The 24,437-nt window shown below is 57.4% G+C and carries 27 protein-coding genes; 4 read left to right on the forward strand and 23 right to left on the reverse strand.

Annotation, left to right across the window (positions count from 1 at the left end; translation table 11 throughout):
- The first annotated feature begins 56 nt into the window (after nucleotides 1–56).
- The gene (locus H6G07_RS11280; protein ID WP_073609945.1) at nucleotides 57–572 is read left to right on the forward strand and encodes a thiol-disulfide oxidoreductase DCC family protein; all 516 of its coding nucleotides are present in this window, start codon (nucleotides 57–59) and stop codon (nucleotides 570–572) included.
- A gap of 108 nt (nucleotides 573–680) precedes the next feature.
- Here the strand turns inward: H6G07_RS11280 and H6G07_RS11285 are convergent, their stop codons facing one another.
- The 3 genes from H6G07_RS11285 to H6G07_RS11295 form a co-directional block, all read right to left on the reverse strand.
- Nucleotides 681–1,007: a DUF2973 domain-containing protein gene (locus H6G07_RS11285; protein WP_073609944.1), complete on the reverse strand. Its 327-nt coding sequence runs from the start codon at nucleotides 1,005–1,007 to the stop codon at nucleotides 681–683.
- Nucleotides 1,008–1,110: 103 nt separating this feature from the next.
- Nucleotides 1,111–1,377 carry a TIGR02450 family Trp-rich protein gene (locus tag H6G07_RS11290; RefSeq protein WP_073609943.1) on the reverse strand — a complete coding sequence of 89 codons (267 nt, stop codon included), beginning with the start codon at nucleotides 1,375–1,377 and terminating at the stop codon, nucleotides 1,111–1,113.
- Between the two features lie 122 nt (nucleotides 1,378–1,499).
- Nucleotides 1,500–1,952: a hypothetical protein gene (locus H6G07_RS11295; RefSeq protein ID WP_084173393.1), complete on the reverse strand. Its 453-nt coding sequence runs from the start codon at nucleotides 1,950–1,952 to the stop codon at nucleotides 1,500–1,502.
- Nucleotides 1,953–2,061: 109 nt separating this feature from the next.
- Between H6G07_RS11295 and pheS the strand changes: the two genes are divergently transcribed.
- Nucleotides 2,062–3,531, forward strand: coding sequence for a phenylalanine--tRNA ligase subunit alpha (gene pheS / locus H6G07_RS11300; protein WP_073609942.1), 1,470 nt, complete (start codon nucleotides 2,062–2,064; stop codon nucleotides 3,529–3,531).
- 23 nt (nucleotides 3,532–3,554) lie between these two features.
- Here pheS and H6G07_RS11305 read toward each other — a convergent pair whose 3' ends face one another.
- The 8 genes from H6G07_RS11305 to H6G07_RS11340 form a co-directional block, all read right to left on the reverse strand.
- A complete protein-coding gene (locus H6G07_RS11305) occupies nucleotides 3,555–3,866 on the reverse strand; it encodes a hypothetical protein (protein WP_073609941.1) in 312 nt (103 codons plus the stop codon).
- 75 nt (nucleotides 3,867–3,941) lie between these two features.
- Nucleotides 3,942–4,559 carry a hypothetical protein gene (locus tag H6G07_RS11310; protein ID WP_244901948.1) on the reverse strand — a complete coding sequence of 206 codons (618 nt, stop codon included), beginning with the start codon at nucleotides 4,557–4,559 and terminating at the stop codon, nucleotides 3,942–3,944.
- Between the two features lie 169 nt (nucleotides 4,560–4,728).
- Nucleotides 4,729–5,904 carry an MSMEG_0565 family glycosyltransferase gene (locus H6G07_RS11315; protein WP_073609939.1) on the reverse strand — a complete coding sequence of 392 codons (1,176 nt, stop codon included), beginning with the start codon at nucleotides 5,902–5,904 and terminating at the stop codon, nucleotides 4,729–4,731.
- Between the two features lie 2 nt (nucleotides 5,905–5,906).
- Entirely contained in the window at nucleotides 5,907–6,899 is a 993-nt protein-coding gene (locus H6G07_RS11320) for a sll0787 family AIR synthase-like protein (RefSeq protein WP_073609938.1), read from the reverse strand.
- Between the two features lie 6 nt (nucleotides 6,900–6,905).
- The gene (locus H6G07_RS11325; RefSeq protein WP_073609937.1) at nucleotides 6,906–7,424 is read right to left on the reverse strand and encodes an MSMEG_0567/Sll0786 family nitrogen starvation N-acetyltransferase; all 519 of its coding nucleotides are present in this window, start codon (nucleotides 7,422–7,424) and stop codon (nucleotides 6,906–6,908) included.
- Between the two features lie 5 nt (nucleotides 7,425–7,429).
- Nucleotides 7,430–8,518 (reverse strand): MSMEG_0568 family radical SAM protein, encoded by a 1,089-nt coding sequence (locus H6G07_RS11330; protein ID WP_073609936.1) that lies wholly within the window; start codon nucleotides 8,516–8,518, stop codon nucleotides 7,430–7,432.
- A gap of 100 nt (nucleotides 8,519–8,618) precedes the next feature.
- Nucleotides 8,619–9,668, reverse strand: a complete 1,050-nt coding sequence (locus H6G07_RS11335; protein ID WP_073609935.1) for a Nit6803 family nitrilase — start codon at nucleotides 9,666–9,668, stop codon at nucleotides 8,619–8,621.
- A gap of 62 nt (nucleotides 9,669–9,730) precedes the next feature.
- Nucleotides 9,731–10,213 carry an MSMEG_0572/Sll0783 family nitrogen starvation response protein gene (locus tag H6G07_RS11340; RefSeq protein WP_073609934.1) on the reverse strand — a complete coding sequence of 161 codons (483 nt, stop codon included), beginning with the start codon at nucleotides 10,211–10,213 and terminating at the stop codon, nucleotides 9,731–9,733.
- A 369-nt stretch (nucleotides 10,214–10,582) separates the two neighbouring features.
- Here H6G07_RS11340 and H6G07_RS11345 point away from each other — a divergent pair, with 369 nt between their 5' ends.
- Nucleotides 10,583–11,863, forward strand: a complete 1,281-nt coding sequence (locus tag H6G07_RS11345) for an MSMEG_0569 family flavin-dependent oxidoreductase (RefSeq protein ID WP_073609933.1) — start codon at nucleotides 10,583–10,585, stop codon at nucleotides 11,861–11,863.
- 77 nt (nucleotides 11,864–11,940) lie between these two features.
- Here the strand turns inward: H6G07_RS11345 and H6G07_RS11350 are convergent, their stop codons facing one another.
- The 10 genes from H6G07_RS11350 to H6G07_RS11395 all read right to left on the reverse strand — a co-directional run bounded on the left by H6G07_RS11350 (nucleotide 11,941) and on the right by H6G07_RS11395 (nucleotide 20,870).
- Nucleotides 11,941–12,267, reverse strand: a complete 327-nt coding sequence (locus tag H6G07_RS11350; RefSeq protein ID WP_073609932.1) for a DUF2442 domain-containing protein — start codon at nucleotides 12,265–12,267, stop codon at nucleotides 11,941–11,943.
- On the reverse strand, nucleotides 12,248–12,484 hold the full coding sequence (locus H6G07_RS11355; RefSeq protein ID WP_073609931.1) for a DUF4160 domain-containing protein: 237 nt from the start codon (nucleotides 12,482–12,484) through the stop codon (nucleotides 12,248–12,250). Before H6G07_RS11355 ends, H6G07_RS11350 begins: the two co-directional genes overlap by 20 nt.
- A 58-nt stretch (nucleotides 12,485–12,542) precedes the next feature.
- A complete protein-coding gene (gene proC / locus H6G07_RS11360) occupies nucleotides 12,543–13,355 on the reverse strand; it encodes a pyrroline-5-carboxylate reductase (protein WP_199312035.1) in 813 nt (270 codons plus the stop codon).
- 119 nt (nucleotides 13,356–13,474) lie between these two features.
- Entirely contained in the window at nucleotides 13,475–14,077 is a 603-nt protein-coding gene (locus H6G07_RS11365) for a cell division protein SepF (RefSeq protein ID WP_073609929.1), read from the reverse strand.
- 532 nt (nucleotides 14,078–14,609) lie between these two features.
- On the reverse strand, nucleotides 14,610–15,296 hold the full coding sequence (locus tag H6G07_RS11370; RefSeq protein WP_073609928.1) for a YggS family pyridoxal phosphate-dependent enzyme: 687 nt from the start codon (nucleotides 15,294–15,296) through the stop codon (nucleotides 14,610–14,612).
- Nucleotides 15,293–15,565, reverse strand: a complete 273-nt coding sequence (gene pipX, locus H6G07_RS11375; RefSeq protein ID WP_073609927.1) for a transcriptional coactivator PipX — start codon at nucleotides 15,563–15,565, stop codon at nucleotides 15,293–15,295. Before pipX ends, H6G07_RS11370 begins: the two co-directional genes overlap by 4 nt.
- A 137-nt stretch (nucleotides 15,566–15,702) precedes the next feature.
- On the reverse strand, nucleotides 15,703–17,160 hold the full coding sequence (locus tag H6G07_RS11380) for an anthranilate synthase component I (RefSeq protein ID WP_073609926.1): 1,458 nt from the start codon (nucleotides 17,158–17,160) through the stop codon (nucleotides 15,703–15,705).
- Nucleotides 17,157–18,071, reverse strand: a complete 915-nt coding sequence (locus H6G07_RS11385) for an energy-coupling factor transporter transmembrane component T family protein (RefSeq protein WP_073609925.1) — start codon at nucleotides 18,069–18,071, stop codon at nucleotides 17,157–17,159. The genes H6G07_RS11380 and H6G07_RS11385 overlap by 4 nt, the downstream gene beginning before the upstream one ends.
- Before the next feature lie 149 nt (nucleotides 18,072–18,220).
- Nucleotides 18,221–19,585, reverse strand: coding sequence for a ribosome biogenesis GTPase Der (der, locus tag H6G07_RS11390; protein ID WP_073609924.1), 1,365 nt, complete (start codon nucleotides 19,583–19,585; stop codon nucleotides 18,221–18,223).
- A 355-nt stretch (nucleotides 19,586–19,940) separates the two neighbouring features.
- Entirely contained in the window at nucleotides 19,941–20,870 is a 930-nt protein-coding gene (locus H6G07_RS11395; RefSeq protein WP_073609923.1) for an NAD-dependent epimerase/dehydratase family protein, read from the reverse strand.
- A gap of 255 nt (nucleotides 20,871–21,125) precedes the next feature.
- Here H6G07_RS11395 and H6G07_RS11400 point away from each other — a divergent pair, with 255 nt between their 5' ends.
- On the forward strand, nucleotides 21,126–22,238 hold the full coding sequence (locus H6G07_RS11400; protein WP_073609922.1) for a pentapeptide repeat-containing protein: 1,113 nt from the start codon (nucleotides 21,126–21,128) through the stop codon (nucleotides 22,236–22,238).
- 84 nt (nucleotides 22,239–22,322) lie between these two features.
- Here the strand turns inward: H6G07_RS11400 and H6G07_RS11405 are convergent, their stop codons facing one another.
- Together H6G07_RS11405 and queA are read right to left on the reverse strand one after the other, a co-directional pair.
- Nucleotides 22,323–23,123, reverse strand: a complete 801-nt coding sequence (locus H6G07_RS11405) for an alpha/beta fold hydrolase (protein ID WP_338420693.1) — start codon at nucleotides 23,121–23,123, stop codon at nucleotides 22,323–22,325.
- Nucleotides 23,124–23,251: 128 nt separating this feature from the next.
- On the reverse strand, nucleotides 23,252–24,385 hold the full coding sequence (gene queA, locus H6G07_RS11410; RefSeq protein ID WP_073609920.1) for a tRNA preQ1(34) S-adenosylmethionine ribosyltransferase-isomerase QueA: 1,134 nt from the start codon (nucleotides 24,383–24,385) through the stop codon (nucleotides 23,252–23,254).
- Between the last annotated feature and the right edge of the window lie 52 nt (nucleotides 24,386–24,437).

The raw sequence follows: 24,437 nt of genomic DNA on the forward strand, positions 1-24,437 counted from the left end.
TTAAGATATGTGTAGGGACAATCTCCCTCTCTTCACTATCTTGGCCCCAAATTTCTATGACGACTGCTGCATCTTCTGCCCAAGCACCCCGCGCGATCGCTTGGAGAATCAAGCTGCTCTATGATGGCGATTGTCCCCTATGTTTGCGGGAAGTCAATTTTCTGCGCAAACAGGACAACGGGCGTGGCCTGATCGCCTTTACCGACATTGCGGCTGATGACTATAGCCCCGAGGACAACGGCGGCGTCGATTTTGCCACGGCCATGGGTCGCATCCACGCCGTGAAGGCCGACGGCACGGTGATCCAAAACGTGGACGTGTTTCGCCAAGTGTATGACGTTCTAGGCATTGGCTGGATCTACGCGCCGACCCGCTGGCCCTTGCTTGGCCCACTGGTCGATTGGGTCTACGGTCTATGGGCTAACTGGCGTCTAGCGGTTACCGGAAGGCCGAGTTTGAAGACGATTCTGGCCGAGCGTGAAGCCCGACTGGGCAAGGGTTGCGGCAACCCAGCGATTGGCTCTGATTCCGAGGCGGTTGACGAATCCGTTGCCAATCGCTGCCGCATTTAGGACGGGAGCTATCCCCAGATTTCTAGGCACATATTAAATTAAAAAGGCTGAGTTCCGTCTTGAGAGAACTCAGCCTTTTTGTTTAAGAATGTTGATTAACGAGTAACGTTAGCGCTCGGACTCAGAACCGCTGTCTTCTGGCTCATCGAGGGCGCTGCCGGTGCCGTTGTAGAGGGCGTCAAGCTGTTCGCGAGCGTCTTTTACCGAAATGGATCGCATCACCAGCAGCGGTTCGCGGATCACCTGTCCGTCTTGGTCAAGCAGTTCAGGATGGGGCATGGGGCGATCGCTCGAAGCGTTCTGCTGACCGCTATAACTTCTAGACGATTGAGGATTGCGGGCGTTACCGCCGAGCAAAATCAAGTTTCTGACCAGGTTGGCGATCGCCATAATCGCCAGAACCGCAAACGCAATAATGTAAACCACGTGCCACATAGCTGCTGTCCTCTGGCGAACCTTTGCCTGTACTGACTTTAACGCGTTTCAGGTCTGCGTGCTTCGCCAGATCGAAAACTCAAATGTCAGTACCTTTTAACCTTTAGTTTAACCAAAATAAGTCTTCCTCAACCGGGGGAGCGACCGGGTTGAGGGGTTGCCACCCCGGCTGCCAGAGCGCGCGATTTTTGAGCTGCTTGGCATTCACCCACAGCCTCACCGTGGGGTCACAGGAAGCCACCAGCTCCGCAAATACCCACGGGCCATCCTGCTTGCGGTTGACCACCTGAAAATGTCGCCAGCCCTCGGTCTTTTGGCAGGCGGTCCATTTTGAGCCGAGTAGGTGGGGGTACTTTTGCTTGCGGGGCATTGGGGGGGGTGAGGGGGTGGGGGAGTTTTGAATTTTGAATTTTGAATTTTAAGTTTTGAATTCTTCTGATACGACTCAAACGCAAAATTCAAAACTAAGCACTCAAAACTTTGATCGCTTTTTTATCGTATGCCGCTGGCTTCGAGGCGTTTTTTAATGCCGCTCATGTGGATGACCCGACTGCTGATTTGGGCCTGTTTTTCACCCAGCAGCACGTAGACGCGACCGGAGAGAAGCTGGCGCACAAAGGGACGGCGATAGACTAGAACACCATCCAAGCTGGGTTCACCATCTTCGGTATAGCCCATTTCAGCTAAGGCCGCATCTAGCTCGCGCTTAAAGGTTTTGCGGCTATTGACCGGCAGAGTCAGCGTGGTGCTGCGGTTGACGAAAGCCCCCATGAAGCCGCCCACGGTGCCAAATAGAGCACCATAGAGGTTCGGTAAGCCAGTGTCTAGGCCCAAGCCGAGAGACTTGACCGCCAGCAGGGCTGTGACTAGAGCAGTGCCAGAAAAGTAATACAGAAATGTGAGGCCGAAGCCGGGGCCGGAGGGCAAGGTGGGTTCGTCAGACATAGTAGAAAATCTCTTGAATCCGGGCACTGGTGTCTATCTTTTCATCAATCTTGGCCCTTGGGAATGGGGGAAGATTGATAGGCTGATAGAGATTTTCTCAACCTTGGCTATGCTCGACCTGCTTCAGCTCACTGGCAAACAGCGGCAGTTTATTGAACTGTTGCAGCGGCAGCACGTGGTGGAGAGTCTGCGATCGCTCTGTGTCCAGGCCGGGTTCGACTTCAACTTTATCAACGGTTTTTTGCTCAGCGGGGCGCTAAATAGTTATGTGCAGTGGCAGGAGCATACTCAGCGAACCTGGGCGCTGACGGCTAAAGGGGAGGATTTGACCGGCGTGCTGCCGGGGTCTCTGCTAGCAGATAAGCTGTTGCAGGGTCAGCGCGATGGCGGAGCCTCCCCTGGGGGAAATCGCGCCTTGCTTCAGGCTGAACTCGGCGCTGCCTTTAGCCTCCACTACGGTGCCCTGCGGCGCGAGCAGGCCGTCGATTTGATCGATGGCGACGGGGAAGGCACTGTGGCCGTGCTGAAATCATCGGTGCTAGGTGCTTTCCAGCAGCGGCAGGGGGTATTTGAGGCGATCGCGGCGGGCAAGAGTTTAGATGCCAGCGCGTCGTCCTCTCTGGAGTGGCTCCAGCAGCAGGGCTACATTGTCAGTCGGGTCGAAACCGACTACAGCCTCACCGTGCTTCCGGCCCTGCAAACCCTGGACTTGGGGGATGTGGTGACGACCCTGACCAGCGAGCTGATTTTGTCGGGTCAGTGGCGGCAGGCTGACCTCAAGCCCTACGACATCCAGGCCGAGGTGCCCGATGTTGCCTACGGACGACCCACCATTCTCACTCAGTGCATTCAGCGCATCCGCGACATCTTTTTGAATATGGGCTTCGACGAGATGTCGGGATATATGGTGGAGTCGGCCTTTTGGAACTTTGACGCCCTGTTTACCCCCCAAGACCACCCAGCCCGCGAGGTGCAGGACACGTTTTATCTGGCCAATCCCCAGACCCTGCCCCTGCCCGACGACCCAGTCCTGGTGCAGCGCGTCAAACAGGTGCACGAAGCCAACTACGGCGGACAGTGGACTGAGGCCGAAGCCAGCCGCGCCATTTTGCGGGCCCACACCACCACTTCTACGGCCCGCCGCCTGCACCAACTCCAGGGCAAAGACGGCAAATATTTCTCCATCGATCGCGTCTTTCGCAACGAAACCGTCGATCGCACCCACCTGGCCGAGTTCCACCAGATCGAAGGCGTGGTGGTGGGCGAATTGCTCAGCGTGCGCACCTTGATGGGCTACCTGACCTATTTCTACGAGCGCTTGGGCTTTAAGGATCTCAAGTTTAAACCCACCTATAACCCCTATACGGAGCCGTCGCTGGAGGTATTTGCCTACCATCCGCCGAGCGATCGCTACATCGAAGTCGGCAACTCAGGCCTGTTTCGCCAAGAAATGCTTGCCCCTCTGGGCTGCGGCGAAAAAGCTACCGTCGCCTGGGGTCTCGGTTTAGAGCGCATCGCCATGCTGCTCTACGGGGTTGAAAAACTCTCTGACCTGATCGGCCCCGATATTCAACTTTGAAAAGCTAGTTTTGAGCGCTTGCCCTAGGCCGCAGACTCTTGGGGCAGGTCATCACCGGGCATGTTGTCGCCGGGCAAGTTATGGACAGTTTCCACCAAAACCTCTAGCTCTAAGGTGAGCTGCTCATCAGGTTCAGGCTCGGCCTCGGTATCTAGCGGCGCTGCGGCTTCATCGGCCACTTCACCGTCGCGCTCTAGCCAAGGGGAATCAAAGTGGTGCCAGGGCAGCACCGGCTCGTTGGGCAAACTCTCGGTGAGCACGGTAATGTTGCTCACATCGGGCTCGGGCAACGCTACGCGCCGCTCTAGAGTCGTTTCTTGCTGTCCATCACTCATACTGGTTTCCCGCTAAATGCGGTCAAAAACGTTAGAGCCAGAGCTTCTAGCTAGAGTCTCTAGACTGGCGCTAGATTACCCAGAAGATGACCCGGTAGCCACGTAAATTACCAGGATATGTACCAGCATGATAACAGTTGTGCTCCAGATGGTGTAGGCCGCATATTTAAGGCTTTGCGAAGTGTCTTCTAGCCGCTGCTTGTTGGCGTTGTAGGTTTCAGACAGGTTGACCAGCATTTGTAGCTGGTAGTCTTGCTCAGGCAAGGCCAGATAGGTTTCTAAAAATTTACGATCTTCTAGGTTGGGGGTGACGGCCACCTGGCGGGGCAAAAACGCCCCCATCAGCAGCGAGAAGCTGGCCAAAAACCCAATGATTTCGGCGATGCTAAACACGCTGCCGCTCACCAGCAGCCGCGAAATGCTGAGGCTAGTCAGCAGCGCCCCGTTGGCCACGAATAAGATATTGAGCTTGGTGGTCAATATTTGGCTTTGCTCATTTTGCTCGCGCAGCACCATACGCACGTCCTGGGCCGCCAGCGCTAGCGTCGCCGGGGGAACGGTCAGCGGCTCTGGAGCTGGCTCTTCGACGGGCAAACTGAGCTGCACCTCATCGAGTGGGTCATCGACTAGAGGCAGCGTATCAACAGCGGGAGGGGCAGGGGTAGAAACAGCATTGACCATGGCAGTAGCCACTCAGACGACCCTTTTGAGGTGAACAGATGGATGGGAACCCGGCTAGGTTCCAGAAACTCGATTTTACAAAACTTGACCGGCTGCCGTGCTCTATTCTGCGGCGGCTGCCCTGCATCTATGGTAGTCAGAATTCTCTCTGCTGAGCGGGGTTTGAGCGCTAAATCTGCCGCTAAATCAAGGTTTGGTAATGGGCTACGTGCAGGCTGGCCGATTTGCCCCAGGTGTAGTTGGGCAGCACCGCCTGGCTATGTTGAACGAGCTGATCAGCCACTTCAAGATCCAGTGCTGCCGCCATGCTGGCAGCGATCGCATCTGCCGACTCAGGGTTGACCAATAAGGCCTGTTTTGAGCTAAGAAATTCGGTGAAGGGCGGCTGGTTAGCGGTGATAACGGGGAGTCCTGAGGCGATCGCCTCTAGCACCACCAATCCCCAGCCTTCTTTAGTTGAGGGAAAGCAAAACACATTGGCGGTGCGATACAGAGCAGGCAGTTCATCATCAGCAATTACTCCCGGCAAAATTACTGACTTACCGATCAGTGGCCCGTGCTGCTGCGCTAGGTTTTTGGCTAGCGCGAGAAATTCTTGCCGGTAGGGTTCGTAGTCAAACAGGGTGGCCCCTCCGGCAATGACTAGCTGAGCCTGGGGGTGGGTAGTTAGCACTTGGGCAAAAGCCTCTAACAAGCGCAGGGAATTTTTGCGCGGCTCAATGCCACCCACCGTAAGGTAGATAGGGGAACCTGTCAGGCTGTAGCGAGCCTTGAGGACATTTTCCTGACCTGAAAGGGTTGAGGAAAATCGGCGTAGGTCTACGCCGTTGAGCACTCTGGGGGCGGTGATGCCGTACTGATTGTAGAGAGCTTGGTGCCAGCGATCGCTCACACACAAACACAAATTCGGGTCGCGAATCGACTTATCTTGGCACTGCTGAAGATAAATACTGGGGTAGTCTTCGATATGGTGAACGGTACGCACCACGTTGGGCACTCGGTCCTGCTGCCGCAGCTGCACCAGAGCGTTGGCCCCGATACAGTCCTGGGCGTGGTAGATGTCGTGACAGTCTTCGGGATGGGCCAAGAAGTAATCGACAAATTCTTGAATGCGCTGGTGAATGAGCGCGTCGATGGCCTGGTCAGGAGGCAGACCAGCCGGGGGCGGCTTAGCAGGTACTAACTGAACGTTAGATGGGATGGCCCGCTCAAAACCTTGACCGTCTTTATCGAGGGCATAAACGCAAACTTGATGACCTAAATCGCTGAGCGCTGTTGCCAGCTCTAGGGTATGCACAACACTACCTCTGAGCTTGGTGGAGTAGGTGAGCAACGCAATCTTGAGAGGTTGAACCATATTTAGACCCCATCGACCTGGCCACTAAATCCGGTGAGGGCTGCAGTGGCAAAGTCCCAAAAGCAAAGAGATGCCTCCCCCAGTTTCAAGGTAAGCGTTTGTCCCTCAGTAATTCTGCCTACGGGTTCACACACTAACCCTCGATCGTGGAACTGGGGCTGTATTTGTTCCACAGCTTTGGGGCGCACGCTGAGCAGATAGCCGTAGCTGGGGAAGCTGAGCAGCCACGGTAGCAAATCTACTTGAGGGGGCGGGGCGATCGCCCCTAAATCCACCACTGCCCCACAATTCGATGTTTCTAGCAGCATCAGTGTGGTGCCGACAATGCCGCCCATGCTGATGTCTTTGCCGGTGTCGCAGAGGCCCGATTCGGCCAGGGTAGGCAGCAAATTTAGGTTGGCTTGCAGGCGATCGCGACTTGCCTGCGTCGCCGCATTCCAAAAGGGATACCGGGGATGCATTTTGCCCTGCCTATCCACTACATGTAGCAGCACATCCCCCGGCTGAGCGCTGAAGCTGGTGATTAGGCGTTGGGCGCGACCTAGGATGGCGACCGATAGAGCAGCGTAAGGGCTATGGCAGCTGGTATGCCCCCCGACAATAGGGACGTTGAAGGCCTGGGAGGCGGCGACCATGCCTTGCCAGAGTGGATCCACTGCCTTGGGGGACTGGCTCCAGATCGTATCAACTACAGCGATCGGGTGGCCCCCCATCGCGTAGATGTCGCTGACGTTGACCATCACGGCGCACCATCCGGCAAACCACGGGTCGGTCTCTACCAGGGTAGGCAACATGCCCTCTGCGGCTAGCAGCAGATAGCCCTCGCCGTCAGGAATGGCGGCGCAGTCATCCCCCAGCAAAATCGGCTCTTGGTGGGTTGAGTGGACGTGCTTCCCCAGCTGAGCTGCCGCTGTCTGGATGTCGCGCTTATGGAGAATGCCGAGCGATCGCCGCAGTTCAGCGGCCAGTTCCAAGAGCTGTAACTCGTCTGACATAAAAGCCTAAGACACCTGCTGAGTCGGCCAGGACAGCGCTGGGCGCGCCTCAGTGCCAGGGGGATAGTGGGCCAGATCGGCTTCCATCAGGTGGTGATTGCGATCGCACAGCACCATCTCCTCTAGCGAGTCCCAGTGGAGACGCTGAAAGAACCGGACGTTTTGCTCTTGCACGGTGGCAAGGAAGCGATCGCAGCCCCAGGCATTCGCCGTCGTCACTGCTTTGTGAATCAGTCCTTTGCCGATGCGACCCACCCGGCGATAGTTAGGATGCACCCCCAACCGTCCGCCATACCAAAGTCGAGGTGACTTTTCGTAAATGCGCACCACACCCACCACGCGATTTTCTAGGGATGCCTCGTGGTCAATGGCAACGATGGGATAGGCGACGCCATCCAAGTTGTCGGCGTCATCGTGGTCAAACAGCCCCTGTTCTTCGCAGAAAATGGCCTGACGAAGGGCGAAATAGCCTTCTAGATCATGGAAAGTCGTAGCCAGTTCAAAGCTATAGCGATGGAGAGCCATAATCGTTAACCCTCAAAGGTAGACAACGCCGAACAAGCGCCACACTTGGCGCAGCCTGCCTTCATATCTGCCGAAGCCATGCCCGACTGCTTTAGCAGTGCCCCCACCCGCTGATAAAGCGTGAACATAAACTCGCTGCTGGGGGAAGGATAGTGAGCTAGCGGCGTTTCACCGATAGGGACAAAGGGCACCACGAAGGGGTACACGCCCATTTGAATGAGGCGATCGCTGGCTTCCACCAGGGTTTCTAAACTGTCGCCCAGGCCCGCCAGCAGGTAGGTGCTCACCTGACCCCAGCCAAACACGTTTACTGCGGCCTCAAAGGCTTGGTAATAGACCGTTAGGGGAACTTCGGCCTTGCCCGGCATGATTCTGGCTCGCACTTCGGGATCCACTGCTTCCAGGTGCATGCCCAAACTGTCGATGCCCGCTGCCTTCATGCGCTCAAACCAGACGAAATCGTCGGGCGGTTCGCACTGAGCCTGAATGGGCAGGTTTGGCACCCGCTGGCGAATGGCAGCGGCGCATTCAGTTAGGTAGGCAGCGCCGCGATCGCTCGTATTCGGCGTCCCCGTCGTCATGATTAGGTTGGTTACCCCGTCGAGCCGCACGGCAGCTTCGGCTACCTCCGCTAGTTGTTGCGGCGTTTTGCGGGCAATGGTGCGCCCCGCGTCTAGGGATTTTTCAATAGCGCAGAATTGACAAGCCGTAGCTGGGTCACGGTAGCGCATACAGGTCTGCTGCACGGTGGTGGCCAGCACATCGCGCCCGTGGAGCAGGGCAATCTTCGAGTAAGGAATACCATCGGCGGTGGTCAGACCGTAGAATTTGGGGGCATTGGGCACGTCGATGGGGGTGATGGCTTCTCCCGAGGCCTCTATGTGCAAGGGGCTGGCGGCGGTAGCCCTGAGGGTGTAGGGAGAGTGGGCGGCGCTATCGGTGTAAACGGGCACCATGACAGTTGTGCCGTCGATGGTGATAGCGCGGTGGTCAGAGGGGCCTGCTCCACCTCGCCGCCCCGCTGCCCCAGGGGTAGATTCCACCAGCCGCAGCCCGTGGGTTTGTAACTCTGTAATCAACCGCTGCTTGTTCATGGCCTGATGTTCAATACCCAATAAAAATCTGCGTCGATCAGTGCCGCTAAAGACTGGTTAGCGAGCACATTCAAACCTATTGAGCTGCGAAAGTTTTGACCTATGAGGCTGGCAGACCAAGGCTGTTGGGGGGTAGGCCAACGGCTGCTTCGTCTACCAATACTGGGGCAGTCTGAGAAGCTCCGTTCATGCCGGAGGAAACCTGGGCCGCCGCCTGAGCAGGCGTTTCTACCACCGACCAGGGTTCAGCATTCAACCGCAGGCGCAGCAGGTCGGGGCGGGCGTAATGGCCCACCGAGTCCATCATGCGCTTGCGCTTGGTAATTAGGGAGAAGTCGAGATCGGCGATCGCCAACCCCTCCCCCTCACTAATCGGCTCCGTCAAGGGCACTCCCTCAGGGCTAATAATGGCGGTGTAGCAGCCCCCCGACAGCACCCGCTGCATCCCCTCATCAGCAGTAATCTGCTGCTTTTGCTCTGGCGTGAGCCAGCCGGTGGCGTTAACCACAAAGCAGCCCGACTCTAGAGCATGGTGGCGCATGGTGACCTCCATCTGGTCGCCAAAAATTTGGCCCACCATCGACCCCGGAAACTGACCGCAGTGAATTTGCTCGTTCTGGGTCATCAGCGCGTAGCGAGCGAGGGGATTGTAGTGCTCCCAGCAGGCCAGCGCCCCGACGCGCCCCACCACCGTTTCTACCACCCGCAGCCCAGCCCCATCTCCCTGCCCCCACACCATGCGTTCATGGTAAGTGGGGGTAATTTTGCGCCGCTTCAGCACCAAGGTACCGTCAGCATCAAAGATTAGCTGGGTGTTATAAATCGAGCCGGCCTCCCGCTCGTTTACCCCCAGCACCACCACCATGCCGTAAGATCGGGCCGCTCGACCCACCGCATCGGTCACCGGCCCCGGCACTACCACGGCCTCTTCGTACAGCCGCATGTGCTCTTTACCCATCAGCACCGGCGGCTGCACAAATGAGAAATAGGGATAGTAAGGGATAAAGGTTTCTGGAAAGACGATGAGCTTCACCCCGGCCTGGGCGGCCTGGGCGATCGTCTCCAGCACCTTTTCGGTGGTACCGTCGCAGCTAAACAGCACAGGGCTGATCTGCGCAGCAGCGGCTCGAATGGTTTTGGTGTAATCCATAGGATTCGGTGGTGGGAGGAGGAGTGGGAGGCAGTGCCTACCCGAAGCAGGCTAACGAGTCTCTACATAGTCCAGGTGTCGAGAATGAAGGCCCCTTCTTTGCGGTGCATGAGCACGAGGTCGAGCACGTCGAGGGGATTGATGGGGCGAATGCCGGGGATAAGAGAGGGCTCGCCGTGGCCGTAGAGGGCTTGAAGGGCAAAGCGGCAGGCGTAGACCTTCCCGCCCAGTTCCATTACCTTGACGATCTGGTTGTTCATCGCCATGTGGCCAGGGAAAGCTTCATCGCCTAGCTTGGGGAAGCCACGCTGCACGCCCAGGGTGACGCCAGGGCCGTAGAGCAGTACCGAGGTGTCAAATCCCTTGCGAATCAGGCGAGTGGCCTGAAGCAAGTTCACCAGGCCAATGGATCCTTCAAAGGCCACCGTGTGGAAGGTGATCAGGGCTTTTTCGCCGGGATCGGCCTGCACATCGGGAAATACTTTCTCTTCGTAATCAACCAAAAAATCCCCAGCCTGGTGGGCTGGCAAAGTTACTTCAGGCATAGATTCAGTTCCTTGCAAAGTGGCTGGCAGCGCGGCATGTCTGGCTGCATGTCTCAGCACCTTACGGGCGATCGCAAGCGCCTCCCGTATCAGCAACTACAAACTTTGGCGGTCTGACCTAATCAACAGGGGCGCAGGTACAAATCGTTAGTTCGGGGTTCCAGTCACAGGGATACCCCTATCACTTTCGATAGGTAGGCTGGTCAAATTTACGCTGGACGAGGGTAGGACAGAGCGATCGCCCCTACCCTCCCTGCCACTAGCGCTAGATCAAGACTTTCGGTAGCCGGGGTTACAAGCATCCCCTGAGCAACGGCCTAGGGTACGAAAAAGAACCTCGCTCATCCCACACTTTTCAGGACGTACGGTATGACCATGCACTACGGCGTAATTGTGATCGGCGGCGGCCAGGCAGGGCTGTCAATGAGCTACTGCCTCAGTCGCCTGGGCATTGACCACATCATTTTTGAGCAACACCAGGTCGCCCACTCCTGGCGCACCAAACGGTGGGATTCGTTCTGCCTAGTCACTCCCAATTGGCAGTGCCAGCTACCCGGCTTTCCCTACCCCGGCGAAGACCCTGAGGGTTTTATGGGGCGCGATGCGATCGTGGAGTATATCGAGCGCTACGCCAACCACTTTGACCTACCGCTCAAAACCGGAGTCAAGGTAGAACGGGTGCGCCAGCCCAAGGGCGGAGGTTTTGAGGTGATCACTAATCAGGGCATCTTCACCGCTGATCAGGTCGTGGTGGCCACGGGCGGCTACCACACCCCCAAAATTCCCCGGTTGGCCGAGCGTCTGGCCCCCGACCTTGTGCAACTGCACTCGGCAGAATATCGCAACCCTGAGTCGTTGCCCGAGGGAGCGGTACTGGTAGTGGGCACCGGGCAGTCGGGCTGTCAGATTGCCGAAGACTTGCATCTGGCGGGTCGGAAGGTGCATCTATGCGTGGGGGGTGCGCCGCGATCGCCCCGCCGCTACCGAGGCAAAGACGTAGTGGAATGGCTCGACCAGATGGGCTACTACGACCTGGCGATCGACGACCACCCCCAAAAAGACACCGTGCGCCACAAGACTAACCATTACGTCACTGGGCGCGGCGGCGGGCGCGAAATCGACCTGCGCCACTTTGCCTTACAGGGCATGGGGCTGCATGGGCGACTCACAGATATTCAGGGCACCCAGCTCACCTTCAGCGACGACCTGAAGGCAAATCTCGACCAAGCTGACGCCGTTGCCGAAAGCATCAAGCGCACCATCGACACCTACCTTGAGAAAAATGGCATTGACGCGCCCATCGACCCGCCCTACCAGCCCGTGTGGGAGCCGGAGATCGTGGATACTGGCATCGACTATCGCGCCGCCAATATCACCTCGGTGATTTGGTGCATCGGCTACGGTCTCGACTTTCGCTGGGTCGAGCTACCCGTGTTTGACGGTCAGGGCTATCCCGGCCACCGCCGAGGAGTTACTACCGTGCCGGGGCTATATTTCCTTGGCCTGCCGTGGCTCTACACCTGGGGCTCTGCTCGGTTCTCCGGCATTGCCCGCGACGCTGAGTATTTGGCAGAGCAGGTTGCTGCTCGATCTGGAGTCAGCTCTCTCCGATCGCTACAGACCGTCAACGAAGTAGCAATGGGTTCATAGACAATCTCTGAGATATTGCATGGCTGAGCGTTTAGCGTTCGTGGCAAGAATACTCCTCTTTCAGCCACACTTCAGCACTAGGCGTGCTGCGAGCTTCGTGCTTGAGGATTTCGGTTTTCGAGCCACCGTTGCAGCGAGGTTTGACTTTCTCCCGAAGGTTGCCCCAACAAAATATTCTTCAAGCTAATGTCTTCATCAAGTTCTGGCCAGTGGATGCCTGCTTGACTGCCGGTTAATTGCCAGTTGTCACGTTCTGCCGAGGTGCCATGGAGCAGTCGAGGATACCAGGCCAGCGGTACAGCGATAACGCGCCCATCCGATAGATCAACTGTGAGCAGGTCGGCAGAGATAGAAACCTGCTGAATTTCAGGAATGTTGAGGATTTCAACCATTGAAGAAGTCATGCCAAGCTTCCAATAACTGCTGCTGATTGTCCTCGGTCAACGCTTGAAGGCGGTTTATCTCGTTAGACGAAAACCCCTTATTGAACTGAAGCCTTACTGGAGTCAGCCAAAACTTGGCCTCACTACTGTCGCGCTCGATATGAACGTGGGCTGGCTCATCGCGATCGCCCGCATAACAGAAGAAGCGGTAGGGGCCAACGCGAAGTAACGTGGGCATCGTGGCTATATACACTCCCAAACACTTCAATTGTATGCTTGCATCGCCTGAAGCTTGATCAAGACTGCCCTAGTTCCTTAGACCGCAGGTAGGCCGATCGCACCGCTTCGATCAGGGCCGATCGCAGCCCGCCCGCCTCTAGGGCCGCAATGCCCGCAATGGTGGTACCGCCGGGGCTGGTAACGCGGTCTTTGAGCACGGCGGGGTGAAGATCGCCCTGGTGCAGCAACTCACCGGTGCCGCGTACGGTGGCGATCGCCAGCTCTAGCGCGATCGCTCTCGGCAGCCCCACCGCCACACCACCATCGGCCAGGGCCTCCACCACTAAGGCGATATAGCCTGGCCCAGAACCTGAAAGCGCCGTGACCGCATCCATCTGCGATTCGGGCACCTCGACTACGGTACCGACGCTGGCAAAGATGGCGCAAGCCTGTTCTCGCTGGGCAGTGCTCACCGCCTCTCCTGCCGCCAGGGCCGTCACCCCAGCCCCTACCGTAGCGGGCGTATTGGGCATGGCTCGCACCACTGCCCAGCCCAAGAATTCCTGTTCTAGCCGGGCCAGCGTCACGCCGGCCAAAATCGACAGCAGCAGCGGTGGCTTCTCTCGCTCTGGGAACCTGAGATTTTCGGCTACAGCCTCCAGCATTTGGGGCTTAATCGCCAGCAAGACTGTCTCAGCGGCATCGATTACAGCTTGATTCTCTGCGGTAGTCTGCACGCCGTAGGTATGGTGCAAAATCTCTCGCCGCGCTGCCTGGGGGTCACTCACGATCACCGCTTCAGGAACAAAAACCCCTTGATCAAGAAGGCGGGTGATGAGAGCTTCTCCCATCATCCCGCCGCCGATAACCCCAAATGTTGCCTCAGGCATAACCATCCTCACCGACGACTCGATCAGTTGCGATCGCTAGTGAAGACAATAACCTAAGGTAGCCCCCGGTACTAGACCGGGAGCGGTGATAGTCACGTGTTGATCAAGCGTGGATAACGCTAGGCCATGCGAGCAATAGACTCGGAACCCCAAGCGGGAGCGGGGGGCATTTGGCCGGGCATGGGCATACCCTGGGGCTGACCCATGAAGACTTCTTCTTCGTACTCGGTGGGAGTGCTCACCTGTACGCAGTTGGGCGTAAACAGGAAGATGCTTTCGCCGATGCGCTCTTGGTGCCCGTCAATGGCGTAGGTGCCGCCCGCCACAAAGTCAACAGCACGCTGAGCCTGGTCGGGATCCATAATGGTGAGGTTCAGGACGACCGACTTGCGCTCGCGCAGCGCCTGAATGGCCTGGGGCATTTCTTCAAAGGAGCGGGGTTCCATCACCACCACTTCGGAGGTGCCGTTCATGGCACCGGGCATACCAATTACGTTGCTGGCCATCGGGGTCATTCCTGCATCAGTGGGCATCATTCGTTCGCGACGGGGGCGGCTCCGGCGAATTTCTTCGGGCTGGGGCGGCTGCACTATCGGCTGGGTGTTTTCTTCTTGGTAGAGGTTCTGGTACTCCTCTCCATCCATTTCTTCGTATTCGTAGTCGTAATCTGCTGGGTCGTTAAGGCCAACGAAGTCCCGCAGTTTAGAAAACATATTGCTCACAACTTACACTCCACGATGACTATCACTCTGGTAGACCAACCCCGTGGCCGTTGACCAATAGGGGGCATCATGCTCCGGTTATCCGAGGGCCATGATAGCGCCAATTTTCCATTTGCAACGGCTGTTGTGAAAATTAATGGGGCTAGCCTGGGGTTTTTGGGGTAGTCAGCCCCTCTAGGAGGGCTGCTGACCGACTAAACCTAGTCTCAAAAACTCAGTGGATAGAACAACACCGTGGGGTGACGCTTCTCTCTGAGCTAGGCAGGCTTAGGGTTTGAGTTAATATCCTGTACTCAGAATATTGAGTCAACAGTATACACGAAACCCAAAAAAGGAAGAGTCAATTCACAATTAGTTAAAGTTTTTCTAATCGTGTTTTGGTTTTGCGTCAGAACGTGATTTTCTGACTGGAAGAATAACAGGCGCTCAAGGCGGTCAGCGATCGCCCCAACCCATTGCCCCACCGCTATCTCTGCCGCTGATTCGAGTTGACAACCGAGGGCAAAAATGACTGCATCCCTCCCTAACGGAGTCAGGTAGACGACGGTCGAGCGCCAAACAGAATGGTACCGAGGCGCACCATGGTAGCTCCACAGGCGATCGCCGCGCCATAGTCCCCTGACATGCCCATAGAAAGCTGGTCAATGTGCAATCGCTTAAAGCTGGTTTTGTTGATGGTATCAGCCAGGGATTTGGCCCCCGCAAACACCTCGCGCACCGTATCTGGGCTAGACCCTTGAGGAGGAATGGTCATTAGGCCGCAAATTTGAAGGTGCGCTAGCTGGTCGAACTGGGGCAACAGATCAGGCAATTCAGCCGCTTCAAGGCCAGCCTTGGGCGGGTCGGGTACCAGTTTAACCTGGAGACAACAGTGGGGCACTTTCCCGAGTTCTTGAGCCGCTTGGTCGAGGCGTTCGGCCAGCTTTAAGCTGTCCACCGAGTGAATCCAGTCGAAGTGCTCGACGGCTTTGCGGGCTTTGTTGGTTTGCAGGTGGCCGATCAGGTGCCAGGTGATGTCGGGCAGGTCGCTGAGGTCGGCTTGTTTAGCGATCGCCTCCTGCACCCGGCTTTCGCCAAAATGGCGGATCCCTTTGTCGTAGGCAGAGCGGATGGTTGCTACCGGCAAAAACTTGGTCACCGCAATCAGGGTTACCGTGGGGGGAATGCTTTGGCGAATCCGCTCAAATTGCTCAGGCAGGGCACCGGGGGCAGCGGTCATTGAAAGGTTTGCTTATAGGTGTGCTGGAGGCGATCGAAGTCGGCCTGCTGGCCTGCCCGCCGCAAAATCCGTAGGCGACTTTCGAGCATCATGCGAGCGTTGCTCCGGCCCAGGGGTTGAAACACTAGCCCCTCTGTGGGGGAATTGGTGACCAAAAAAAACAGCCGCTGGGCATATAGCGTGGCATACAGCTCTTGACCGTCGTCTACTATACACACTCTAAAGAGCAGGCCAAAATTGGGGTGATTTAGATAGGTTTCTGTGCTCATTCAGGTATGAGAGAAGCTCTTCCTTACGGCAGGATGATGGTCATGTCTGTTCAATTCGCCACATGCATTCTAGAACCTGGCGTGCTGTCTGCATGCATTCTCAAACAGATCGCCCTGAGTTGCGGGGAATAGCGGAATTAACCCAACCCCAGCGCCAGCAGTTGTGCCCTGGCTTTTTGCAGGGATTCTTGCCACTCTTTAGCCGGATCGCTGTCGGCTACAATGCCAGCCCCGACCTGACCCCACACGGTAGATGCGGTCATTAAGCTATCAGTATGCCCAACCAACAGCGTGCGAATCAGAATGTTGAGATCGAGGTGGCCACGGCGATCGAGATAGCCACAGGATCCGTAGAACAAGCTGCGGCGCACGGGTTCTAGATCTTCGATAATTTCCATGCAGCGCACCTTCGGGCAGCCGGTGATGGTACCACCAGGAAAAGTAGCCTGGATCAGGTCAATAGCAGTGTATTGATGCCCTCCCCCAAAACGGCGATCGCGCCCCAGCTCACCCACTACATTACTGACTAGGTGCATCACATGGCTGTAGTACTCCACGGTCAGCAGCTCATTGACCTGCACGGTGCCCCACCGACACACCCGGCCCAGATCGTTGCGTTCCAGATCGACCAGCATGATGTGCTCAGCCCGCTCTTTGGGGTTGCTGAGCAAGGTTTTGGCCAGCTCTGCATCCTGTTCTGGCGTTGATCCCCGAGGACGGGTACCGGCAATGGGTCGAGTCTGGGCAATGCCATCCTGTAATTTCACCAGTCGTTCTGGTGAACAGCTAATGACATCGCCCCAGGGAGTGCGCCAGTAGCAGGCAAAGGGCGACGGGTTGATCTGGTGCAGCTGGCGGTACAGCGCCCAGCTATGGGTTGTAGTAACCGTCGAGAAGCGCAGAGAAAGATTGACCTGAAATACATCCCCCGCCTGAATATGCTGTTTGGCTTGCACAACGGCCCGCTGGTACTCTGCCGCCGTCATGCTTAGCGTTACAGCGCGGGGATCGCCCGTCACTAGGGCGATTGGGGCCTCTTGCTCCGCCGGTAGACTGAGCTGTTTCCCCAGATCATCCAGCGCGTCTTGGGAAGGTGCAAACAGCCACAGCCGCTGCGCCTGATGGTCGAGGACAGCGAAGGTTGCAGGCTTGTACCAGAGCGCCACGGGAAAGGGTAAGGGATCGGTATTTGATGTGGGCAGCCGCTCGATTTCCCACGCCAGATCGTAGCCCAACCAACCCAACCAGCCCCCGGTAAATGGCAGCGTTTGCTCAGCGATCGCGGCTTCGTCGCCAACTAGCTGGAGCTGTCCTCCCTCAGCTAACCGTTCGCTCAGCGTAGATAAAACACTTCCCACCGCTGGAGTCCACACCTGGGAAAGCGATCCGATGGGGCTAGGTGGCCCAGCACAGATGGAGTAGCGACTGTGCTGAGCGTGGGGCTGGGCAGCAACCGGTAAAGGATAGGGGCTCTCTAACAGAGCCACCAGGGTTGAGGGGCTGGGGGGCTGCCGCAACAGATCGCCGTAGAGGGCCTCGAAGATGTCGCTGCCGGTGCGGTGATTGAGGGGCTGCGATCGCACCCACCAGTTCAAATCTCGCCTCCCCAAACCCACCGCGCCCACCAAAACACGATTAATAGCCCCAGAGCAAACCAGTCCCACGACCGCAGCACCATCTGATACCAGCGCACCCGGTGCTCATTGGGGCCGGTGAAACCGCGCACCTCCATGGCTGCCGCGATCTGCTCGGCCCGCAGCAGCAGATTTTGCAGCAGGCGCTCCATCACCGATAGCCACACTTGGGCTGAGCCGCGAAAGCCCAGTTTCTTCCAGTTGATGGCGCGGGTCTGCACCGATCGCACCAAATTCTGCACCTCCTCCAGCACCAGGGGAATAAACCGCAGGGAGAGCGTCACCGTCAGGGCAATCTCGGTCACCGGCAAGCGAAACCACCGCAGCGGAGCCATTAGTGCCTCTAGGGCCACGGTAATTTCTTCGGGCGCGGTGGTGAGCAGGTACAGATTGGTGCCGTAGATCAGCGTGAACAGCAGGGTGCCAATGCGAATGCCCAGATCGAGCGATCGCCGCGTTACCTTAACTGGCCCCCAGTCAAACACCACATAGCGATACGCTGTGGGCTGCGGCAGCTCCGGCAGTACCTCCGGCGGATTCTCTAGGGTAATCATATCGGCTGGGGTGGGCAGCCGGGGCGTCTGCGCCACTTGCAGCCCATCGGGCATAACAAAAGTCAGCAGCATCACAAAGCCGCTCAGCACCACCAGCCAGCCCATCTGCTGTCGCCACACCCGCAGCGGAATCAGCGCCACTAGAGTCAGCAGCACCAGCAGCGCCACCAGCCCAAACCGCCAGTAGGCATTCGCCAAAATGGGCGTCACCAAAATGCTCATCAGCCAGGCCATCTTGACCCTGGGATCAAGCCGGTGCAGCCAGGTTACTGGCTGCTCTAGATAAAGGCCAATGGGAAGAGAGCGAAGTAGATCCATGGAGTTGTGGGTTGGTTGCTGACTACCTTGACCGATTTCGGCTTTTGGATTTGCGATTTTGAGCTATAGCTATCTCGACAGAGAAAGCTTGCAGACTCAAGTCGCAAGGATTTTAACCAACACGCCTAACTAATCCTAAATCCAAAATTTCACTTCACCTTTGTCGCTCGGTTGGGGTTGTTGCGCTCCAGGTCGCGCATGGCCTTGCCTCGCCAGAAGATGCGAATCGGTGTGCCCTCAAAGCCCAGATTTTCGCGGAACTGCCGCTCCACATAGCGACGGTAGTTGTCCTTCAGCAGGTGGGGATCATTGACAAACAGCGTGAAGGACGGTGGCCGCACGGTGACTTGAGTGCCGTAGTAGATGCGGCCTTGGCGACCCTGGCGGGTGGTGGGTGGCGTGTGCCACTTGACTGCATCTTCCAGCACTTCGTTGACGACTGAGGTGCTGACCCGACGACGGTGCTGCTCGACCGCCTGATCGACCAGCTCTAGAATTTTGGGCACCCGCTGGCCGGTTTTAGCGCTAACAAAAATGCGCTTGGCCCAATCGAGAAAGTTGAGTCGAGCAGAAATTTGGTGGTCGAAGTCGTAGATGGTGTGGCTGTCTTTTTCCACCGCATCCCACTTGTTGACGACGATGATGCAGGCGCGGCCATCTTCTTCGATGCGGCCCGCCAGCTTTTGGTCTTGCTCGGTCACACCGTCGAGGGCATCGATCACCAGCAGCACCACATCGGCACGGCGAATGGCTTTAAAGGCGCGGTTGATGCCAAAGAATTCTGGCCCGTACTCCACGCTTTTTTTCTTGCGAATGCCAGCGGTGTCAATCAGGCGATAGATCTTGTCGCCGTGCTGCACCTGCATGTCGATCGCATCCCGAGTCGTCCCAGAAATCGGACTGACTATGGCGCGGGTTTCGCCCACAAAGGCATTCAGCAGGCTCGATTTACCCACGTTGGGCCGCCCGACAATGGCGACTTTGACTTCTTCTTCGGCGGCTTCTTCAACGGTTTCGGGCAGGAACTCTACTAAAGCATCGAGCAGTTCCCCCGTGCCGTTGCCGTGGATGCCGGAGACGGCGTAGGGCTCACCCAACCCCAGCTCCCAAAACTCAGCCGCCTGCACTAGCCCGTAATCCAGCGATTCGCACTTGTTGACTGCTAGCAGCACCGGCACCGACTGCTGCCTGAGCCAGGAGGCGATTTCACGGTCTGACTCGGTGGGGCCAATTTTGCCATCAACCACAAATACCGCCGCGCTGGCTTCAGTAAGAGCTAGCTGGGCCTGTTCGCGAATGTAGGGCAAAAATTCGGTGTCGTCGTCAAAGACTAGGCCGCCGGTATCGACGACTAGGTAGTCGCGATCGCGCCAAAAGGCGGGCTGGTAGGTGCGATCGCGTGTCACCCCCGGCTGGTCGTAGACAATGGCGTCTTGAGCCCCGGCCAGGCGGTTCACCAAAGTAGATTTGCCCACATTTGGGCGTCCGATAACCGCAACAACAGGCAGTGGCATAGCTTGGGCCTTTTAGGCAGATGAATGGTTCAGCAGACCTGGAAGCCACACATTGCTAGACGCCCAGATCATCAATGGGAAAATCTTCCCAATCTTTCCATTGTAGTCAAGAGATCACGGTCTGGGAAAGTTAGGTGATTAAAGGATGACCTATAGAAGGCAACTGAGACTAAGGCTGTAATGCGATCGCGGCGATTGTCAGCTGACGGTCGTAGCACGTGAGATAGCTATCCCGCGATTAGCGCTAGACCAAAAGGTAGGCAATGCTCACCCTAGAGCAAGCTCTTTTACCAGAAAGCTGTCAGTTGTTTTCTCGGTTTGAGGGTGGGCAATGCCCACCCTACCTGGAGGTTTTTTAGGCCGCTAAAATTTTGTCATCAAGGGCAAAATCGATCGCGGCTTTGTCGGCGCCAGAAGCAAGATAGTCGTTCTGGAACGAATCTTTTAGGCCCGCAACCAAGTCGTAAGTGGGTGCCCAGCCCAGTTCTGCCTGGGCCTTGTCGATCGCGGTAAAGAAGTGCTGCACCCGCATCGGGAAAGCCTTCGCCTTGCCAAAATCAAAAGCCTTGGGGTCGTAGTGAACAATCTTGAGGCTATCAGGATCCTTACCAGCTGCTGTTGCGCAGGCGCGAGCTAGGCCGTCGAAGGTGACGGCTTTTTCGCCGGAGATATTGTAGATTTGGCCGATCGCCGTCTCGTTCCCCAGCACCGCTGCCATAGCGGCCGCCAGGTCTTGCACATGGCCCAGCTGGGTGAGGTGCATGCCGTTGCCGGGGATGGGAATGGGGCGATCGCGCACCACCCGATCAAAGAACCAGGCTTCTAGCGGGTTGTAGTTCTGCGGGCCATAAATGTAGACCGGGCGCACCGAGGTAAACGGCACCCCCTGGGCTTGCAGGTAGGCTTCGGTTTCAAACTTGCCCTTGTGGCGGCTCTTCGGATCCACTGCATCGCCTTCGATGTGGGGCATTTGGTCAGATTTAAGATATACCCCGGCGGAGCTGACGTAGACAAAGTGTTGGAGCTTGTCGCCAAACAGCTCAACCAGCGGCTGGGTATCGCTCAGCTCGCGCCCGTTGTTGTCGAAAATGGCGTCGAAGGTTTCGCCCGCGAGCTGGTTGAGGCTGTTGGGGTCGGTGCGATCGCCCACAATGGTCGGCACCCCCTCTACGGGCGCGGGATGGTTGCCTCGGTTAAACAGCACCACCTCGTGGCCCTGCTCAATCAATAGTTTGGTTAGATACACCCCAATAAACCGGGTGCCACCGATGACCAGTACACGCATTGCCCTCTCCTTCCTGCTAACCAGCCGCCTAGAACATGCTGAAAGCAACATGCTGGAAGACGCACTGAACTTAATGTATGTATATTAAGCTGCGCCGATCCCCCAAATTCTGTCGAAGAATCAAGGGATTTAGGTTCAAAGCCGTTAAGCAAACCAGTAGATAACGGCCTAGATCTTACGCTAGGGGGGGAACCCGCCTAAAATGTTATGAGTTGAGCACCGGCCTTGACACCCTAAGCGCGAGATTGTCTCTACATGCGAGAGCTGGACAACGCCTATAGAATTTTGGAGCTAGAGCCCGGTGCCTCGATCGAGGATGTCAACCAGGCGTATAAAGATCTAGTGTTCGTCTGGCACCCCGATCGCATTCCCCAAGACAACGAGCGCCTCTATCAAAAAGCCCAAGACAAGATCAAAGCGCTGAACCACGCCCGAGATTTGCTGCGATCGCACAACCGCAATAGTCGCAGCAGCTCCAGCTCGGCCAGCAGTCGCTACGGTACCGCCAGCAGCAGCTATCGTCCCTCGACAGCCAGCAACTACGGCACCAGCGACTATCGCTCTGCTTACAGCAATGGCTACAATAACAACGGCTACGGTAGCGCCAAGTCTCAAGATGCCGACAGCGAAGAACAGCGATCGAGCTCCCACAATCGTTACTATCGCTACCAGCGCAACACCTACGGCGGCAGTTACTACGGGGCCAGCCAGAGCGACGGCAACCCATCCTCAGGCTCTAGCACGTCCAGCAGCGGTTCCTCTTCCTCAAGCTCTAGCACCAGCCAGTCGCAAACCTACCGTGAGCGGCGCGATGCCGCAGCAGGGGTAGGGGGCGATAAGGCTGCCAGCGCCAAGGGCAGTTCGAGTAGCCAGAGTCAGGCCAGTACCAACGGCAAAACACCTAGCTCCCCCCCCAGCAGCCAGGCCAGCTCCAAACCTCCTAGCGATTCTTACAACAGCTACAACGCCCACACTCGTAGCGGAGCCGCGCGATCGCGCCAGAGCCCCGACCTCAGCGGCACCGACATGAGCGGAGCCAACCTACGCGAAAAAGACTTCGGGGGACGGAACCTCAGCGAGGCCAACCTCAGTGGGGCCGACCTCAGCGACGCCTTTTTGCACAAGGTTAATCTCAACCGCGCCAACCTCAGCAAGGCCAAACTGTTTCGCGCCAACCTGCTCCAGGCCGACCTCAGCCACGCCAACCTGCGCGAAGCCGACCTGATCGGGGCCGACTTCAGCGGGGCTGACCTCAGCGGGGCTGACCTCAGCGGCGCAAAGGTAGCCGTGGGGGGCCGCACCATGGTGAAGCTCACCGGGGCCATTCTCACTGGGGCAATTATGCCCGATGGATCCATTCACGATTAATTTGTGATGGGTTGAAATAACGGTTCAAGGTTCGAGACGCTGCCTAAAACCTTGAACCCTACACCTGATAACCCTTCTCTCCAGTCACCCTCCCAAGTAATCGGTCACGCTTTGATTAAACGCCTCTGGCTCTACCAGGTGGGGCCAGTGGTTGCCGGGGATGGCCTGTATTTGCAGGTTGGGCAGGTGGGTACGGTAGGGTTTGAGCTGCCAAGCCGTGCGATTGAGCCCGGCTTGGGGCAGCAGCAGTAGGGTCGGCACCGTCAGATTTGTGGTTAGGCCAGCCCGATGGAGCGTGTCGTGAAACACGCCGTTGCGGGCGGCGATCGCAAACTTGCTCCCCCAGCGGCCATCGGGCTTCTGCTCCATACCAGCTTGAAATACGGCGGCTTGCAGCGGACTCCAGCCCCGGTACTGCTTCAGGGTGCGGGCAACAGATTCTGCCGCCCCATAGCTCTCAAACGGCCCCATCACCTTCAAAAAGGGCAGGGTGCGATAGAACAGCGGCAACGTAGGTTGCAACCAGCTCGGCAACTGATTCACAAAAAACGGATCCACCAATACCAAACGGCGAACGCGCTGGGGTTGCCGCTTGGCCCACAGCAAGGCCAGTTTGGCGGCCCACGAATGGGCCACAACGGTGATTCGATCAGCGTGACAGGCGATCGCCAGCGCTTCTAAATCGTCAACCAGTTCAAGCGCATCATAAGCGGCGACATCGTCAGGCTTGCCGCTGTCGCCATGACCGCGCAGGTCAGGGGCCAGACAGCGATAGCGCGGCCCCAAGCTTTCGGCCAGGCTCTGCCACACCAACCCGTGGTCGGCTAGCCCGTGGAACAGCATCAGTGGTTCTCCGTCTCCCCACTGTTGGTAGGCTAGAGGCACGGACGCGCTAGATAATGTGTGGCGAGAAAACGACATCGTTTGATCAGCTTTTGCCAAAGAACAGGCAGGGTTGACACCCAAGTAGAGTACCGGAGCGCGATCGCCCGACCACCAGCCTCATCAATCCCCTACCGCTCAATGTTTTCACCTTGGACGGCCTCAGGCAAAATTAGCATGGCGTCGCCAAAGGAATAGAAGCGGTAGTCGTGCTGAATAGCGGTTTCATACAGCCCCAGCAATCGCTCTCGGCCAATCAACGCGCTCACCAGCATCAGCAGACTAGAGCCCGGCAGGTGAAAGTTGGTGATCAACCCATCGATCGCTCGGTACTCGTAGCCGGGGTAAATAAACAGGTTGACCTTGCCCTGGTAGGGTTGTAGCTCGCCGCCCTGGGCAGCCCCTTCTAGAGCCCGCACCACCGTTGTACCGACAGCAATCACCCGTCTTCCGCGAGCCCTGGTGGCGTTGATCTGCGCCACGGTTTCCGCCGAGACATCGATCCACTCACCGTGCATTTTGTGGTCGAGAATGTTTTCGGCCTCCACCGGGCGAAAGGTGCCCACACCGACGTGGAGGGTGATGTGCGATCGCCCTATCCCCTTCTCTTCTAACCGCTCAAACAGCTCAGGCGTAAAGTGCAGTCCCGCCGTCGGAGCCGCCACCGCCCCAGGAGTCTCAGCATAGACCGTCTGGTATTGCTCAGCAGAAGCCGCCGTGTCGGTAATGTAGGGCGGCAGGGGGACTTCCCCCAGGCGCTCAAACAGGGCCAAGAGGGACTCACTGCCCTGGGGCGCAAACTTCAGCAGGCGACCGTTGGTCTCAGGGTCGGTGGCGAGCACCTGGGCCACCAGGTCAGGCTGGTTGGGATTGGGGCCAAAATGCACCGTCGCCCCTGGCTTGAGGCGGCGACCCGGACGCACCAGAGCCAGCCACTGATTGTCCCCCCGATCCTCCAGCAAAAACACTTCGACCTGAGCACCACTGGGTTTATACCCAGGTAGCCGGGCCGGGATCACCCGGGTGTCGTTGAGAACGAGCAAGTCACCCGGGTGCAGCAGGGCAGGCAGGTCGCGGAAGTGATAGTGGCCGTGAGTAGTGGGGCCATCGACCACCAGCAAACGCGATGAATCCCTTGGCGTGACTGGGGTTTGGGCAATTTTTTCTGACGGAAGAGAATATTGGTAGGCTGCCAGGGAATACTCATCGGAAGGGAGCTGAGCCCTTGAATCCGTCTCTGGGGCAAGTTGTGAACTATCGCGCATCGTCTAGCAGGTTGGGTGGATACACCCAGGTGGAGTAGGGGGACTTAACCCT

The sequence above is a fragment of the Phormidium tenue FACHB-1052 genome (assembly GCF_014696675.1).
GTDB lineage: Bacteria > Cyanobacteriota > Cyanobacteriia > Phormidesmidales > Phormidesmidaceae > Nodosilinea > Nodosilinea tenuis_A.

Excerpts from the sequence above, each read along its gene's own strand:
- H6G07_RS11290 (WP_073609943.1), bottom strand. The coding sequence starts at position 1,377 with ATGCCCCGCAAGCAAAAGTACCCCCACCTACTCGGCTCAAAATGGACC.
- H6G07_RS11330 (WP_073609936.1), bottom strand. The coding sequence starts at position 8,518 with ATGAACAAGCAGCGGTTGATTACAGAGTTACAAACCCACGGGCTGCGG.
- der (WP_073609924.1), bottom strand. The coding sequence starts at position 19,585 with ATGCCACTGCCTGTTGTTGCGGTTATCGGACGCCCAAATGTGGGCAAA.
- queA (WP_073609920.1), bottom strand. The coding sequence starts at position 24,385 with ATGCGCGATAGTTCACAACTTGCCCCAGAGACGGATTCAAGGGCTCAG.
- H6G07_RS11280 (WP_073609945.1), top strand. The coding sequence starts at position 57 with ATGACGACTGCTGCATCTTCTGCCCAAGCACCCCGCGCGATCGCTTGG.
- H6G07_RS11355 (WP_073609931.1), bottom strand. The coding sequence starts at position 12,484 with ATGCCCACGTTACTTCGCGTTGGCCCCTACCGCTTCTTCTGTTATGCG.
- H6G07_RS11325 (WP_073609937.1), bottom strand. The coding sequence starts at position 7,424 with ATGGCTCTCCATCGCTATAGCTTTGAACTGGCTACGACTTTCCATGAT.
- H6G07_RS11285 (WP_073609944.1), bottom strand. The coding sequence starts at position 1,007 with ATGTGGCACGTGGTTTACATTATTGCGTTTGCGGTTCTGGCGATTATG.
- H6G07_RS11335 (WP_073609935.1), bottom strand. The coding sequence starts at position 9,668 with ATGGATTACACCAAAACCATTCGAGCCGCTGCTGCGCAGATCAGCCCT.
- H6G07_RS11305 (WP_073609941.1), bottom strand. The coding sequence starts at position 3,866 with ATGAGTGATGGACAGCAAGAAACGACTCTAGAGCGGCGCGTAGCGTTG.
- pheS (WP_073609942.1), top strand. The coding sequence starts at position 2,062 with ATGCTCGACCTGCTTCAGCTCACTGGCAAACAGCGGCAGTTTATTGAA.
- H6G07_RS11395 (WP_073609923.1), bottom strand. The coding sequence starts at position 20,870 with ATGCGTGTACTGGTCATCGGTGGCACCCGGTTTATTGGGGTGTATCTA.
- H6G07_RS11320 (WP_073609938.1), bottom strand. The coding sequence starts at position 6,899 with ATGTCAGACGAGTTACAGCTCTTGGAACTGGCCGCTGAACTGCGGCGA.
- pipX (WP_073609927.1), bottom strand. The coding sequence starts at position 15,565 with ATGAGCACAGAAACCTATCTAAATCACCCCAATTTTGGCCTGCTCTTT.
- H6G07_RS11315 (WP_073609939.1), bottom strand. The coding sequence starts at position 5,904 with ATGGTTCAACCTCTCAAGATTGCGTTGCTCACCTACTCCACCAAGCTC.
- H6G07_RS11385 (WP_073609925.1), bottom strand. The coding sequence starts at position 18,071 with ATGGATCTACTTCGCTCTCTTCCCATTGGCCTTTATCTAGAGCAGCCA.
- H6G07_RS11400 (WP_073609922.1), top strand. The coding sequence starts at position 21,126 with ATGCGAGAGCTGGACAACGCCTATAGAATTTTGGAGCTAGAGCCCGGT.
- H6G07_RS11345 (WP_073609933.1), top strand. The coding sequence starts at position 10,583 with ATGACCATGCACTACGGCGTAATTGTGATCGGCGGCGGCCAGGCAGGG.
- proC (WP_199312035.1), bottom strand. The coding sequence starts at position 13,355 with ATGCCTGAGGCAACATTTGGGGTTATCGGCGGCGGGATGATGGGAGAA.
- H6G07_RS11370 (WP_073609928.1), bottom strand. The coding sequence starts at position 15,296 with ATGACCGCTGCCCCCGGTGCCCTGCCTGAGCAATTTGAGCGGATTCGC.
- H6G07_RS11350 (WP_073609932.1), bottom strand. The coding sequence starts at position 12,267 with ATGACTTCTTCAATGGTTGAAATCCTCAACATTCCTGAAATTCAGCAG.
- H6G07_RS11340 (WP_073609934.1), bottom strand. The coding sequence starts at position 10,213 with ATGCCTGAAGTAACTTTGCCAGCCCACCAGGCTGGGGATTTTTTGGTT.
- H6G07_RS11295 (WP_084173393.1), bottom strand. The coding sequence starts at position 1,952 with ATGTCTGACGAACCCACCTTGCCCTCCGGCCCCGGCTTCGGCCTCACA.